Annotated in this window: 11 protein-coding genes; 7 read left to right on the top strand and 4 right to left on the bottom strand. The window is 49.5% G+C overall.

Annotation, left to right across the window (positions count from 1 at the left end; translation table 11 throughout):
• Nucleotides 1–130 precede the first annotated feature (130 nt).
• The 3 genes from ACYX4J_RS13680 (at nt 131) to ACYX4J_RS13670 (ending at nt 4129) form a co-directional block, all read left to right on the top strand.
• Entirely contained in the window at nt 131–1924 is a 1794-nt protein-coding gene (locus ACYX4J_RS13680) for an acyl-CoA dehydrogenase C-terminal domain-containing protein (RefSeq protein WP_413665143.1), read from the top strand.
• Nucleotides 1925–2005: 81 nt separating this feature from the next.
• The gene (locus ACYX4J_RS13675; RefSeq protein WP_282933465.1) at nt 2006–2341 is read left to right on the top strand and encodes an SCP2 sterol-binding domain-containing protein; all 336 of its coding nucleotides are present in this window, start codon (nt 2006–2008) and stop codon (nt 2339–2341) included.
• A gap of 150 nt (nt 2342–2491) precedes the next feature.
• The gene (locus ACYX4J_RS13670; protein WP_413665144.1) at nt 2492–4129 is read left to right on the top strand and encodes an AMP-binding protein; all 1638 of its coding nucleotides are present in this window, start codon (nt 2492–2494) and stop codon (nt 4127–4129) included.
• 175 nt (nt 4130–4304) lie between these two features.
• On the opposite strand, the gene ACYX4J_RS13665 is transcribed toward ACYX4J_RS13670, so the two are convergent.
• On the bottom strand, nt 4305–6056 hold the full coding sequence (locus ACYX4J_RS13665; protein WP_476176829.1) for a M28 family metallopeptidase: 1752 nt from the start codon (nt 6054–6056) through the stop codon (nt 4305–4307).
• A 244-nt stretch (nt 6057–6300) separates the two neighbouring features.
• Nucleotides 6301–7500 (bottom strand): phosphatidylinositol-specific phospholipase C domain-containing protein, encoded by a 1200-nt coding sequence (locus tag ACYX4J_RS13660; protein ID WP_444942168.1) that lies wholly within the window; start codon nt 7498–7500, stop codon nt 6301–6303.
• A gap of 288 nt (nt 7501–7788) precedes the next feature.
• Between ACYX4J_RS13660 and ACYX4J_RS13655 the strand changes: the two genes are divergently transcribed.
• The gene (locus ACYX4J_RS13655) at nt 7789–9318 is read left to right on the top strand and encodes an MFS transporter (RefSeq protein WP_444942167.1); all 1530 of its coding nucleotides are present in this window, start codon (nt 7789–7791) and stop codon (nt 9316–9318) included.
• 205 nt (nt 9319–9523) lie between these two features.
• Here the strand turns inward: ACYX4J_RS13655 and ACYX4J_RS13650 are convergent, their stop codons facing one another.
• Nucleotides 9524–10648, bottom strand: a complete 1125-nt coding sequence (locus tag ACYX4J_RS13650; protein WP_476176828.1) for a M14 family metallopeptidase — start codon at nt 10646–10648, stop codon at nt 9524–9526.
• Between the two features lie 507 nt (nt 10649–11155).
• Between ACYX4J_RS13650 and ACYX4J_RS13645 the strand changes: the two genes are divergently transcribed.
• A complete protein-coding gene (locus ACYX4J_RS13645) occupies nt 11156–11635 on the top strand; it encodes a hypothetical protein (protein WP_444905786.1) in 480 nt (159 codons plus the stop codon).
• Between the two features lie 65 nt (nt 11636–11700).
• Here the strand turns inward: ACYX4J_RS13645 and ACYX4J_RS13640 are convergent, their stop codons facing one another.
• A complete protein-coding gene (locus ACYX4J_RS13640) occupies nt 11701–12321 on the bottom strand; it encodes a LysE family translocator (RefSeq protein WP_476176827.1) in 621 nt (206 codons plus the stop codon).
• Between the two features lie 61 nt (nt 12322–12382).
• Between ACYX4J_RS13640 and ACYX4J_RS13635 the strand changes: the two genes are divergently transcribed.
• Entirely contained in the window at nt 12383–13171 is a 789-nt protein-coding gene (locus ACYX4J_RS13635) for a TatD family hydrolase (RefSeq protein ID WP_444942166.1), read from the top strand.
• Complete coding sequence (locus ACYX4J_RS13630) at nt 13168–14826, top strand: aminotransferase class V-fold PLP-dependent enzyme (RefSeq protein WP_476176826.1); 1659 nt, start codon at nt 13168–13170, stop codon at nt 14824–14826. The genes ACYX4J_RS13635 and ACYX4J_RS13630 overlap by 4 nt, the downstream gene beginning before the upstream one ends.
• Nucleotide 14827: the final 1 nt, after the last annotated feature.

Below are 14827 nucleotides of genomic sequence, written 5' to 3'. Positions count from 1 at the left end.
TTGGACGGGTTTGGCCATAGAGGGGGCTGCTCGCTTACTACTATGATGAACCAATCTTAGAAATTAGTCATAAATATGACTGGATGGTTTTGCCTCCGGTCCCAAACATAAGCGAATTGAGGTTATCAGGATGACCGATATCAAAATGCCACTGCGTGATTTGCGTTTCGTAATGCGCGAGATGCTGGACTCAGAAAAGCATTATGAGTCACTTGGATATGAGGAGGCTACTCCTGATGTCGTGGATGCCATCCTGGAAGAGGGTGCAAAGTTTTGTGAAAACGTTATTGCACCGCTGAACCAAATTGGCGACCAGCAAGGTTGCACCTGGAAAGACGGTGAAGTTACTACCCCGGAAGGCTTTAAAGAAGCCTACCAGCAGTTTGTAGAGGGTGGCTGGGCTGCACTGCCTCACGATCCTGAGTACGGTGGCCAGGGCCTGCCGCCCTCGCTCGGCACTATCATGAGCGAGATGGTTGGCACCGCCAACTGGTCCTGGGGCATGTACCCCGGTTTGTCCCACGGTGCCATGAACACCCTGGAAGAGCACGGTACTGAAGAGCAGAAGCAGGTTTACCTGACCAAGCTGGTTGAAGGTAGCTGGACTGGCACTATGTGTCTGACCGAGCCTCACTGTGGTACCGATCTGGGTATTCTGCGCACCAAGGCCGAGCCAAATGACGATGGCTCCTACGCGATTACCGGCACCAAAATCTTTATCTCCGCCGGTGAGCACGACATGACTGACAACATTGTTCATATCGTACTCGCCCGCCTGCCAGACGCACCTGCTGGCACCAAGGGTATCTCCCTGTTTATCGTACCCAAGTTCCTGCCGAACGCTGACGGCTCTGCTGGTGAGCGCAACGGTGTGGTATGTGGTTCCCTCGAGCACAAAATGGGTATTCACGGCAACGCCACTGCAGTGCTGAACTTTGACGGTGCTAAAGGCTTCCTGATCGGCGAGCAGAATAAAGGCCTGAGCTATATGTTCACCTTTATGAACACTGCGCGCCTGGGCACTGCTCTGCAAGGCCTGGCTCACTCCGAGATCGGTTTCCAGAAGTCCCTGGCTTACGCAAAAGATCGCCTGCAAATGCGTTCTCTGTCCGGCGTGAAAAACCCGGAAGGCCCGGCTGACCCGATTATTGTTCACCCTGACGTGCGCCGCATGCTGATGACCCAGAAAGCCTTCTCCGAAGGTGGCCGCATGCTGGTTGTTAAGTGCGCACAGCTGGTTGATATCACTCACAAAGGCGATGCTGACGCGAAGAAAGCCGCTGACGATATGCTGGCGTTCCTGACGCCGATTGCAAAAGCATTTTTGACAGAAGCTGGTTTCGAATCTGCCAACCTGGGTATGCAGTGTTTCGGTGGCCACGGTTATATTGCCGAGTGGGGCGTGGAGCAGAACGTACGTGATGCGCGTATCTCCACTATCTATGAAGGCACCACTGGTATTCAGGCTCTGGACCTGTTGGGTCGTAAGGTTCTGATGACCCAGGGTGAATTGCTGCGCGGTTTCACCAAGCAGGTTCACAAATTCTGCCAGGCGGAAATTGATAACGAAGCACTGGCGCCATTCGTTGCTAAGTTGCAAGAGCTGAACAAACAGTGGGGCGACCTGACCTTGCACGTTGGCGGCAAAGCTATGGAAAACCCAGACGAAGTAGGTGCTGCTTCTGTAGATTACCTGATGTTCTCCGGTTACACCGTGCTGGCCTTCCTGTGGGCACAGGCGGCTAAAGTTGCCAATGAAAAACTGGCAGCGGGCACTGGAGAAGAAGATTTCTACAAGGCGAAAATTACTACAGCGCGTTTCTTCTTCGAGCGTATCCTTCCTCGCACTTCCAGCCACGCAACGTCCATGTTGAGTGGAGCAGGCAACTTGATGGAATTGGATGCCGAGCATTTTGCATTCTGATCCCGCTCTGAAATTAAAACCGCCGGCAAATGCCGGCGGTTTTTTTGTGAGTAATAAAGCGGCTTAAACGGAGAATTTCCGATGCAATTGCCGGATTCAGTTCAAGAGCGCCTGTGTCACTTAGCTTGTTCGTACCCGCTGGCTCGGGTACAGTTCCGGCTGCCAGATGCCTGTGACTTCTATGTTTATGTCACCGAAGTATCTAAAAATTACAAAGTGATTTCCGAATTTGGTCAGACTGATAATCCAGAACTAACATTGGAAATGGAAAACAGCACTCTCAGTGCTATATTGGACGGTCAATTAAGTGGGCGTCACGCCTTCCTTTTGGGGGATGTTCAATATTCTGGAAATCGCGAATTGGCCGCAGCATTGGCAGGTTTATTTCCTGCGAATAGTGAAGAGGGAGATCGGTAAAGAGAGGTTTTAAACCCTTCTTTTTCACCGTCTCAAAGATACTACAAACAATAAATAAATTCTCGCTCGCCAAGAGATATGGCAGCTTTCGCCTATGGAGACGGAAGGTGTGGGCAAGCGACGACAACAATCAGGAATGGGAGAAGAGAGTTGGACATTGATCGCAGCATACTTGATGTCTTTAAAGGCGCTTGCGCCAAATTCGGTGACCGGCCGGCTTTCACATGCCTGGGGCGTACACTTTCAATCAATGATATTGACACGCTGAGTGGAAAATTCGCCTCTTATTTACAAAATCATACCGACTTGAAGCCCGGCGATCGCATCGCTGTCCAGTTGCCCAACGTGTTGCAGTACCCAGTAGTTGTTTTTGGTGCACTGCGCGCAGGTCTGGTTGTAGTAAATACCAATCCGCTATATACACAGCGCGAGCTTAAGCATCAGTTAAATGACTCAGGAGCCAAAGCATTGGTTGTGCTGGCAAATATTGCCGATACCGCTGCTGCTGTTGTTGCTGAAACCGATGTAAAACAAGTTATTGTTACTGAGATTGCGGATCTGCACAGTCCGCTGAAGCGTACCTTGATCAACAGTGTGGCAAAGTACGTTAAGAAAATGGTGCCTGAATTTTCTTTTGCCAATGAGGTTAGCTTTCGCGATGCCATGGCAAAAGGCGCTGAGCGTCCTCATAAGGATGTTGAGCGCACCAAAGAAGATATTGCGGTTCTGCAGTACACCGGCGGTACTACCGGAGTTGCCAAAGGGGCAATGCTGACAAATGGCAATCTGGTTGCGAATATGGAGCAGGTTCGTATCGCATTTGCCAGTGGTATGAAAGAAGGTGAGGAGTTCTATATTGCACCTTTGCCGCTTTACCATATCTACGCATTTACCATCCACTGCATGTGCCTTTTCTCCACGGGCAACCACTCGTTGTTAGTGCCCAACCCGAGGGATATTCCGGGTTTTGTGAAGATGCTGAAAGGCCTGCGTTTCACCGGATTTGTTGGGCTCAATACCCTGTTCAATGGCCTGATGCGCAACAAGGATTTTGCTGAACTGGACTTCAGCAAATTGCACTCAACAGCTTCTGGTGGCATGGCGTTAACTCGCGATACGGCTAAGCGCTGGGAGGAGATGACCGGCTGTATGATCATGGAAGGTTACGGTATGACTGAAACCTCCCCGGTTGTTTCATTTAACCCTACTGATGGTGTTCAGCTGGGCACAGTGGGTGTTCCTGTTCCCGGTACTGAGGTCAAGGTTGTCGATGAGAATGGCAATGACTTGCCGAACAACTCTCCTGGCGAGCTGTGCGTGCGCGGACCTCAGGTGATGAAAGGCTACTGGCAGCGTCCGGAAGCGACAGCGGATACCATCGACAGTGAAGGTTGGTTGAATACCGGCGATATGGCCGTTATTCAGGATGACGGATACATCAAAATTGTGGATCGCAAGAAGGACATGATTATTGTGTCCGGCTTCAATGTATACCCCAATGAAATTGAAGATGTGATCAGCGCGCATCCGAAGGTCACTGAAGCTGCCGCTATCGGTATCCCGGATGAGAAAAGTGGTGAGCAGGTGAAGCTCTTCCTGGTGAAGGCTGATCCATCTTTGACTGAAGATGAAGTTGTCGCCTACTGCCGTGAGCATATGACGGCTTATAAAGTGCCGAAGCATGTGGAGTTCCGTGAGGACTTACCCAAAACTAATGTGGGTAAAATCTTACGCCGCGAACTTCGCGATGAAGAGTTGAAAAAGCTTGAGGCTACTAGCGCTGCTTAAGTCGCTATTTAGCTAAAGAGCTCAAAAGGCCCTGCTGGAGACAGTGGGGCTTTTTTATTGGTTTCGATTCAGGGAGAGGCACCTGCAGCGAATGCAGGGTTGATGTTTGGGGTGGGAAGTTTGGTGGCACCAAGGAGGTGCCACCAAGGAAAAGCGGGATGTTTATCCTGCTTGGTTATTTGCGACTTTCGGCACTGGCGTCGCGAATAGCGCGGAACTCATTGCCTTCATACCAGTTGGGCCAGTCGCGGCTGTTTGCCAACTTCAGGCCCAATTGCAGGCCCAGCTGCAAGTTCATAGCGGCGCCTTTCAGGTTCCAGTTGGGGTCGTACTCATCTCCCGGCTTGTGGTAGTGCTGGCTGAGATATTCCTTGTCCTTGGATTGTGCCCACTCCCGGCCGTGCTCATGGTTTTCGCTACCGGAATCAAAATACAGCATTGGCACGCCTTCTTTTGCCAGGCTGAAATGATCTGAGCGATAGAAGTAGCCGCGTTCCGGGTGCTCTTCAGCAGCCAGATAGCGGCCCTGCTTTTTGGCGGCTGCTTCTAAGAGATTTTCCAGCTCGCTGCTGCCGAAGCCTACGACGGTGATGTCTTTGGTGGGGCCCAAGACATTCATAGCGTCGAAGTTAAAGCCGGCAACCGTCTTTTCCAGAGGATCAACAGGGTTGGCGGCATAATATTTGGAGCCGAGTAAACCGGACTCTTCAGCAGTTACTGCGACGAATACCAGGGAGCGATCAGCTTGATCCTCTTTTGCTGCTTGGGCTGCAAGAGCAAGTAGTCCAGCGGTACCGGTGGCATTGTCCACTGCGCCATTGAAGATATGGTCTTCGCCAGAAGCGTTTTTGTTGACCCCTAAGTGGTCCCAGTGGGCAGTGTAAACAATGGTTTCATCTGCGTACTTTTTGCCGGGTAACTTAGCAATAACATTGCGAGAGTTGGACTTCTCAAGGCTGTTGCTGAGTTCGATGCTGGCTTTGAGTTCCAGTGACTTAGGCTTGAATCCCGGTGCCTTTGCCGCTGCCATTTCTTCGGTCAAGTCGAGACCTGCTGCCTGGAACAGATCCTTCGCTGCCTGGTTGGTGATCCAGGCCTCAATCGCCACGCGATCGATATTCTTGTTTTCTGCTTCAAGGCTTACCTGGGCGCCAGACCAGGAGCCGCTCACTACCTCCCAGGGGTAACCGGCAGCACCATTCTCATGGATAATAATGGCCCCTGCGGCGCCCTGACGGGCAGCTTCTTCAAACTTGTAGCTCCAGCGACCGTAGTAGGTCATGGCATTGCCATTGAATAGAGCCTCATCTTGGGTGGCATAGCCGGGGTCATTCACCAGAATGACTGCGGTTTTGCCTTCCATATCCAGACCTGCGTAGTCATTCCAGTTGTTTTCTGGAGCTACGATGCCGTAACCGACAAAAACCAATTCGCTCTCATTAAGGCTGGATGCGCTGGTTTGGCGCTGGGTAAACGCGACCATGTCGTCAATCGGTTTTAGAACCTGGCCTACACCTTCGCCCTGAATAGTAAGGGGGGTGGATTGAATATCCATCTCTACAATGGGGACTTCCTGGAACCAGCTGGGGTTACCGTCGGAATCTACAGCACCAGGGGTAAGTCCGAGCGCCTTAAATTGCTTTGCCAGATAGTTTACCGTCAGCTCCTCACCTTTACTGGCGGGAGCGCGGCCTTCGAATTCATCGGAGGCCAATACGGCGACATGCTTGTGCAGGTCGGCAGCGACAATATCAATTTGAGCCTTCTCAGCGGCTTCCAAATTGAGCTTTTCAGTGCCGTGCTCGATATGTTCTTTATGGGAGTGCGCTTGTGAGCTGACTTCTTCGTTGCCCTTGCTACAACCGCTGATAACACCGCCGATGGCTATAGCCAAGCCAAGGCGGCGCCAGGTAGTAGGAATTCGCATAATTTTGTCCTGACAGTCTTGTTAGGAGGCAGATTATGCCTGATCTTGTCTTAACTAACGACATATCAGCGATCAGTTGAGAGTAGAGTGTGACTAGGCCCAGAGCTATATTCCCGTTTTGATAATTTAGTTGAATATGGTGACAGGGTTTGTGTTTGAGAGGGTTCAATAAAACTCGCCTTGGATAGGAGGCTCGGGCTTAGCCTCCTATCCAGCCTAAATCCCCAAGTCGAGATTTTTGAGGTTAATTGTGCTGCCAGTGGCCCTCAGTTATCTGGTCCTGATAGTTAATCCACACCTTGTCATAGCCAGTGGTTTCCTTGGCGCTTTTAAGGGCTTGGTTGTCCTGGCTATTGGTGGGGGCGGAAAACACATAGTCATTGCCCAGTGCCTGGCACACCCCGGCACCATAAGAGAATGGGCCTGTGGAGGCGCTGACCAGCCAGCTACCGTCAGCCGTGTTCTTACATGCGAAGCTATATTGGTTGCTGCAGTTGGCATCATTCCAGCGCCCGTTGCCCCACTGCATAGCGCAATCCTCATTGTTCAAGTTATTTGGCTCATTCTGATCCCATGACCAAATAGCTGCAGCGATGCGGCCATCGGTCGTATTCATATTATCGAGGTTGATTATGTTGTGACCTACAGCAAAGCCATTGCGCACATCGTCGGCTGTGATTCGTTCAATACCACCGCTAAAAATTTCTCCTATGGTGCCAATAGTGGTGCTGTCTTCCCACACTCGACCGATTTCCCCTAATCCGGTGAAGGCCATGTTCTTCATATCACCATTTCCAGAGCAGCCGCTATCTTTCCATACGACGACTTGTTTCCCGGCAGCAAGCACATCATTTTTTGTCAGGTTGCTGGGAATACTCTGGCAGCCGCCGCTGTAGAAAATCTTATCCCCGAATCGATCGGTTATTTGGTTGTAGAGATCTTGATGGCGCCCGTCAGAGTGGTCCTCGATATATAAAATGATGACTTCGTCCTGATTGGCGCTGTCATTTAGCCAATCCTTTATTTCGTTAAATCCTTCAGTCGCATACTTGTCATTGATACTGCAGAGCCCATGGCACAGAAGTAATCTTTTGGGGTAGGAAAAAAGGCTCTCCATTTTCGTTGTCCAATGGACATCCAGCTCTATAAAGCGAGCTCCCATGCGCAATTGATCTTTTATGGAATGCTCCTGTTGAGGGTCCAGGTAGCGGCATCCCACTGAGAAGTTACAGGCGCGATACACTTCTGAGTTGTAAGAATTGTGTGTCCCCAAAATATTGTTTTCACTCATGGGAGTGTGGTTGTCTATTTGACGCTGTAGATCCAAGGCTGTGCCTGTCCAGCTGTTTTGGAAATCAGAAATGCTATCGGCCCAAAGGGGGGGAGAGGCGAAGGAAAGTACAAATAGAATCGATAGGATCATCTGTCTGATAGTGTGTTTCATTATTTTTCTCCGGACTGAGTAGATGCGCTACCTTTGCAGTAGACGCTAGTGAATATTTTTTAATTTTTATTGGTGTGCGGTGCCTTAAGGTACCGTTTTATTATTTTTGCTTTTTACTACGAATTGGACTTTTTTGTCTATGTGATGAGGGTTGGTTTCTTGTTGTTTTCCGGCGACATCTTAATTCTATTGTTAATGGATGGATTGTGTAGCTCTCTCAGCAATAAATGCCGATAAATTATTCAGGATCTTTCCTTGCTTTAATTAACAAGCTGCATAAGGGGAATTATGCGACTAATGAATAAGTGGGTTGTTTTGCTTGGCTCCTTTCCAGCCACCTTTATATTGGGGTTGGACTACACCATTGTCAGTATTGCACTGCCGACAATCCAGCAAAGTTTAGGTGCATCCTTTATTCAAGCCCAGTGGGTTATGAATATATTTATGTTGATGCTATGTATCCTGATGGCCAGTATGGGGAGATTGGGGGATATTGTGGGCTCCCTGAAGATGCTCAATATTGGATGGGTATTACTTGCAGTTAGCTCCCTTTTCGCGGGATTGGCTGAGGATCCACTTTGGTTAATTGTCTGGCGGGCCTTTCAAGGTGTCTCCATTGCCATAATCGTGCCGAATAATATTGCTTTGCTGTCCCACACTTTTGTAGAAAAAGAAGCCGGATTTGCAATGGGATGGTGGATGTCGGTATTGGCTGTCGGCTTTGCTCTTGGTCCGGTATTGGGTGGGGTCCTATGTGAGTATTTATCTTGGAGGTCGATCTTTTTTATTAATATCCCCTTTGTGTTGGTTAGTATGGTGCTTGGTCTTTTTGTGATGCGGAGCCCGCAAAATTTAGATAAAGAAAAAAGTTATATTGATTGGCGTGGAATGATGCTCCTTGCGCTTAGTGTGGGTTCGCTAGTGGTGTTAGTAGTTGAAGGGGCGCAAGTGGGTTGGTTGAGCTGGCCGATACTGTTGTTACTGGTTATTTCTATATTAAGTTTTATTGCCCTTTTTCGTGTTGAGCGAAAACTGGAGCAACCGTTGATCCATTTTGCCTATTTTAAGAATTCGCTATTTTCCGCTTGTGTTTTAACTAATTTCAGCTTGTTGATATTTCTCATTTCTGCTTTCTTTTTATTGCCATTTTATTTGCATATTGTGCGTCAGGATACAACGGTAATGTCCGGCTTGATTTTGCTCCCTATTACCTTGGTAATGGCTTTGGTATCTCCTGTGGCGGGCAGAATGGCAGCTAATTCCGCACCTGCGGCTCCAATCTTAATTGGTGTCATATGTATTTTGATTGCGGCAATCGTAATGACACAATTCTCAGTGGATACCAATTTTTCGATGCTTTTGCTGGCTTTTATACCTTTCGGTGTGGCTTGGGGGTTTGTATTTAGTGCGACAGCCCCAATCGCTATTGGCGCTTTGCCGCCTAATAGTGCAGGTATAGCAACCGGTATGTTGTGGGGCATACAAAACATAGGCGCAGCACTTGGTTTGGCTGTAGTGGGTACTGTATTTCGAATAATGGAAAAACAGAGTTTGCTAAATCAATTGCAGGAAAGTGGGGTGCAGATTACCAGTGCACTGGAAAAATATATCGATGCATTGCTGATTAATCCTGAAAGGATAGAGCGTGGCGCAATGGGGATGTCTGCTGCTCTGCACAGCCGCATCGCTAACATGTTTAATGAGGCTTTTGCCCAGGCTTTTCAGTCGGTGATGTGGGGGTTGGTGGTATTTACTTTTCTTTTGTTGGTTGCTGTAGCTGTATTATTGAAGAAATCACAGCGTAATAAGAAAAGTTAGAGGTGTTGTTTTGATGATCTCTGCAATTTTTGAAATATAGAGGCTGTCCTGTGATTTTTGGCTCAAAAATATACGCCTACTCGGTTTTTATAAATCAATAATTACAATAAGAAAAGTCTCTCTAAAACTGGGCTGCCGTTTGAAACAGCCCAGCTCAAATTAATTTCTCTTGTTGGTAACGGTAATTTGGTTCACCGTATAGAGATTATTTGAGTGTTTTTAACACTTCGCGAATTGGGAAAAGAATATCGCGAGCGAGTTGTTGGCTTCGCGCCGGGGACCAACCTTCGATCAAGTCGGGCAGGTCATCATTGTCTTTAAACGGCATCTCCAATGTTAGAGCCAGGGTGCGGAATTGATGTCCAGCCCAGGCGGTACCAATTGTCAGATTTGCTTCGCCGGGTTTATCCAGCTTATATCCATGCTCCGTTTGGAAGTCGGGGCTGACGGCCTCATAAGCTTGCTTAAATGTCTCTTCCAGCTTGGCGTGGCGCTCGTCATAGCCGGGAATACCTTCACAAGCCGCAACAAAGTTATAGGGCAGGGCTTCATCACCATGAATATCCAGGAAGATATCCCCTCCTAGCTCCAACATTTTCTCCCTGACCAAAAAGACTTCCGGGCTTCGCTCCATTGTGGGGTTGAGCCACTCACGGTTCAGGTTGGCGCCCGCAGCGTTAGTGCGCAGATGCCCGCGAACGCTGCCGTCGGGGTTCATATTGGGTACTACATAAAATACGGTATCTGCCAGCAAGCTTTGCGCAGTAGGATTGGCATGGTCGAGCAAGGTTTCCAGGAAGCCCTCAACAAACCATTCCGCCATGGTCTCTCCTGGGTGTTGGCGGGCAATCATCCAAACACGATGTTTCGCGGTGTCGGCATTGCCAACCGTGAGCATGGTCATATCGCGCTCATCAAGGGTTTTACCGAGAGTTTGCAGTTTGACCAGGTCGTGGCTCTGCGCCCAAGCGAGCAGATCCAGGTGGCGTTCCCAGGAGTAGGGGGCGAAATAGGCGAGATAGATGCTGGGTTCATCCAGGGTTACAGTGAAGTCCAGAGTATTGCCGTCGTAGTTGGCGCCAATTCTGAACCAATTTTGACGATCGTATGAGGCACAGATGCGGTAGTTTTCCCAGCCTTCCGGGTAGGCGGATTTGCCGGCATTAACGATGCGCAAGGGATAGCTGGTGCCAATATCGCCTTCCAGACGAAAGTGAAACCATTGGTAGAAGTCAGAATTGTTGTCCTGACGGATTGCTAGCTCAATTGGATTGCTATCGGTATTGATAACTTCGATATTGCCGCTGTCAAAGGCGCTGCTGATATACATGTAGAGAGCTCCACTCTTGTTCTTGGGCGCAGGATACAGCGGTAGGGGGAATTTTCCAGGAAGAAAGGTAGGGGATCTCGCCAATTTTGGGTGCGATAGGACGAAATCTCCTTTATTTAGTGAAATAGAAAAGCACGGTATCGATAAGGATACCGTGCTTTAGCCAATCCCTGGCGGCACCTGCTACGACTACTGCTCCCTGAAATTTCCGGTGTCGGACCCCAGGCGACTGCTTACTGCCCGGTCAGATCACAAGTGCGTCACTCCACACTGTCAGAAATTAGTAAATCTCCTTAACATCCCGCAGCAAGTGCTGGTTAAAGTTTAGGCAATCGAGCCTGCTTGATGTTGTACGAACGTTTCGATCGGCGTAAATTTGATGATCTTTTTGTCTCAGGGCTATCTGACGTGAATTTGTACAGATAGAGAATAGGTCCCATGGCATTAGTGGGAATAGAAAGAACAAGTAATAGCTCCGCATAGGGGGCTTTCGTGAGAGGTGACACCATGAATAGAGTGATTAAACGAAGTATCGTGGCATCCGCTGCGCTTGTAACAGTGATGAATCTGAGCGCCTGTGGCTATTTCCTGTACCCGGAGCGCAAAGGGCAGGCGGGTGGGCGAGTTGATCCTGCGGTCGTAATCTTGGACGGCGCAGGCCTGCTATTTGGCTTGCTGCCGGGCATAGTGGCTTTCGCTGTCGATATTACCAATGGCACCATTTATTTGCCGCCAGGGCATAGCTCGGTTTTTGATCGCCATTTAAGCAGTACTGACCAGGGGGCACCTGCGGAGGTTACAGACGAAGAGGGGCAGGTCTGGATCCGACTTCCGGTGGAGGGCGTCGATGAGAATACCCGACTAGAAGTACTCAGTGATCAGTTGTCAGGGATAACAGGGCAGCAAGTAGATGCTGAAGATATTGTTTGGTTACAGGACTCAGCCGAGCTTCGTGCAGTAAGCCGTTTTCAGGCTGCGTCTCGCTAGTTTTTCCCAGCTTTGAGCGCCTCGGGAGTTGAAGGCTCCCGAGCTTAAGCTGTAGAAGAGACCTTTCAGGTGGCTGCGCCAAAGGGGGTAAGCCCCTCGAGGGCCAAGGGGATAACGCTTGCAGCAAGCAACAATCCCATAGCAATGTTAAAGCTTCGCAAGTAGCGTGGTTCAGTCAGGAACCGTTTTAGCCCAACGCCAAAGAATAGCCAAATGGCAACGCAAGGCCCGCCAATGGTGATAAATGCCAGTGCAACCTTAACAACTCCCGACCATATTTCTGTGCCGGGACTGGTGAAAGCAGCCAGTGCTCCAGTGGCCATAATCCAGCCTTTAGGATTGATCCACTGAAAAGCCATCGCCTGAGTAAAGCTCAGGGGTTCGCTTGAATTTCCAGAACCCATTTCCCGGGTCGAACCAATTATCCATGCCAGGTAGAGTAAATAGGCAATGCCTGCCCAGCGAATAACTTCATGCAGAAAAGGGAAGTGATTGAAGACGGTTCCCAGTCCCAAGCCAATGGCAACCACCATGGCGGGAAATCCCAGCCAAATTCCCAGTAGGTGAGGTGTTGAACTGTAGATGCCGTGATTGAGTCCTGAGGACATAATCATCAGGTTATTAGGGCCCGGTGTAATACTGGCTGAGAAAGCAAAAAGGGCGATCGGCAAAAGAGGTTCAATCACAGGTGTACCAGAGGAAAAGGCGACTTCATGCTAATATGCGCGCGAATAATGGGTATCACAAGTGAAATTTATAGACAGTCATTGCCACTTTGATTTTGAGGTTTTTTCTCTGGACCGGGACCAGGTGTGGCAAAGATGTCTCAATGCCGGAATAGATAGGGTCATTATCCCCGGCGTTTGCGAGGCTCAGTGGCAGTCGTTGGGCGCTCTGGTATCGGAACAGCCCGGTTGGATGATGGCTGCTGGTGTTCACCCTTGGTGGGTGAAGAAAATCCCGCAAGATTCCCGTTGGCGGGAAAACCTGATGGAGTTGGGAGTACGGCTTAGTGAGAGCCTTGAGAAATACTCATGTGTCGCTGTTGGAGAGTGTGGCTTGGATGCCTCTATCGGCACTGACTTGAATAAGCAGGAAGATATTCTCAAGCTTCATTTGGAGATTGCTAGTAACCATGAACTGCCGATTATTCTGCATGTTCACCGGGCCCACAATGAACTCCTGAGGCTGTTAAAGCAATTCAAGCTCCCGCGGGGAGGTGTGATCCACGCTTTCAGTGGAAGTGAGCAAACGGCGCAAGAGTACTGGAAGCGCGGCTTCTATCTGGGTATCGGTGGAACAATTACTTACCCACGGGCAGCGAAAACCCGACGGGCTGTGTCACGTGCGCCGCTGGAGAGTTTACTGCTTGAGTCGGACGCCCCGGATATGCCTCTTTCAGGTCAGCAGGGTATGCGTAATAGCCCTGAAAACCTTTCTAAAATTGCACAAGCACTGGCTGATTTACGGGGAGTTTCCGTGCGGGAAATCGCCAATGCTACCTGTCGAAATACTGAGAAGTTATTTTCCCTATGAGTTTTTCCGCTGAATCATTCAGGCAGTCATTTCCCCTCTTTGCTCAAGAGGAGAATAAGGAGTTGGTATACCTGGATAATGCTGCAACGACGCAGAAACCAGAGAAAGTGATTAATGCTGTACGCGATTACTATGTGCACAGCAATGCCAATACGCACCGCTCTAGTCACCGTCTAGCCCGTAAGGCTACAGAGATGGTGGAGCGAGTGCGTCGCCAAGCGGCACAATTTGTTAATGCTGCCAGCACAAGGGAAATTGTATTTTGTCGCGGTGCTACTGAGGCACTGAATTTGTTGGCGCACAGCCTGTGCAGTGAGTTGCAGGCTGGGGATGAAATTGTCATCTCAACAGCGGAGCACCATGCAAATATTATCCCTTGGCAGATGGCGGCCAAGCGATTCAATTTGAGTTTACGCTATGTACCCCATGTAGCGGGTGTCCCGGAATTTGATCGCCTGGGAGAAGTGCTGAATGAGCGCACAAGAATTGTATCCCTGACCGGCGGTTCCAACGCACTCGGATTGCGTCCGGACCTGGCTGCAGTGAGGCAATTGCTGCGCAGAAAGCACTTGATGTGGATTGTTGATGGCGCCCAGTTGGCAGCCCATGAAGTGATTGATGTGCAGAAAATTGGCTGTGATTTTTTTGTTTCCTCCGCACATAAGTTTTACGGCCCGTCAGGAATTGGTTTCTTATACGGTAGGGAAACACTTTTGGAATCTATGCCACCATGGCTGGGTGGTGGAGAAATGATCTCCGACGTTGAACTTGAAACGAGTCATTATGCAGGCTTGCCGCACAAATTTGAGGCAGGCACTTCTCCGCTGGCGGCAATAGCGGGTCTTGGAGCGGCACTGGAATTTCTTGAGCAGCAAGATAGGGTCGCAATAGCGGCGCATGAGCAGAAATTGGTGCGATGGATACATCGCGAACTGATAGCGTCCCCCAATTTTAGGGTTATCAGCCAAGTGCGCCACAATCTGGGTATTGTCTCTTTTGTGCCTATTCATGGTAGCGCTGCCGATTTAATGCACTGGCTGGACGAGCGCGATATTGCAGTGAGAGTAGGCCATCACTGTGCACAATTGTTAGGTAAAGAGAGCGGTGATTTGGTGACGGTCCGAGCATCAGTCGCAGCCTACAATACCGATAGTGATATTCAGGCTTTTTTGCAGGCCCTGAAAGAGTACTGTGAGATCCAGAAGTCAATTGAACAGGGGGATAGTATTCAGAGTGATGAATGGGCCAGGGATGATTTTTCCTCGTTATTGCTAGAGAGTTTGGTTTCCCAGCGCAACTGGCAGGGACGTTATAGAGAATTAATGCTGTGGAGTAAAACTATTGCCCGAAAGCCCGAGATACGTACCGAAGAAAACCTGGTGCGGGGTTGTGAGTCTGCAGCTTGGTTAGCGCACCGGACAGAGGGTGGTAGGCACTATTTTGGATTGGAAAGCGACAGCCGGGTTGTAAAAGGCCTGGGTGCGTTATTACTTTCACAAATTGATGGCCGCACGGCTACTGAGATTCGAGAGAGAGATCTTTCTCTGTTATTTGCTGAGCTGGGACTCGGTAAGCACTTAAGTGAATCGCGCAGCAATGGTTTTTACGCATTGCTGCAACGTGCTTTGAATCTGGTGGAGCAGACCTCCTATTAAC

Source organism: Microbulbifer sp. ABM4_008 (genome assembly GCF_056311705.1).
The sequence above is the reverse complement of the archived record's forward strand: the minus strand, read 5'-3'. Positions and strand labels throughout refer to the sequence as shown.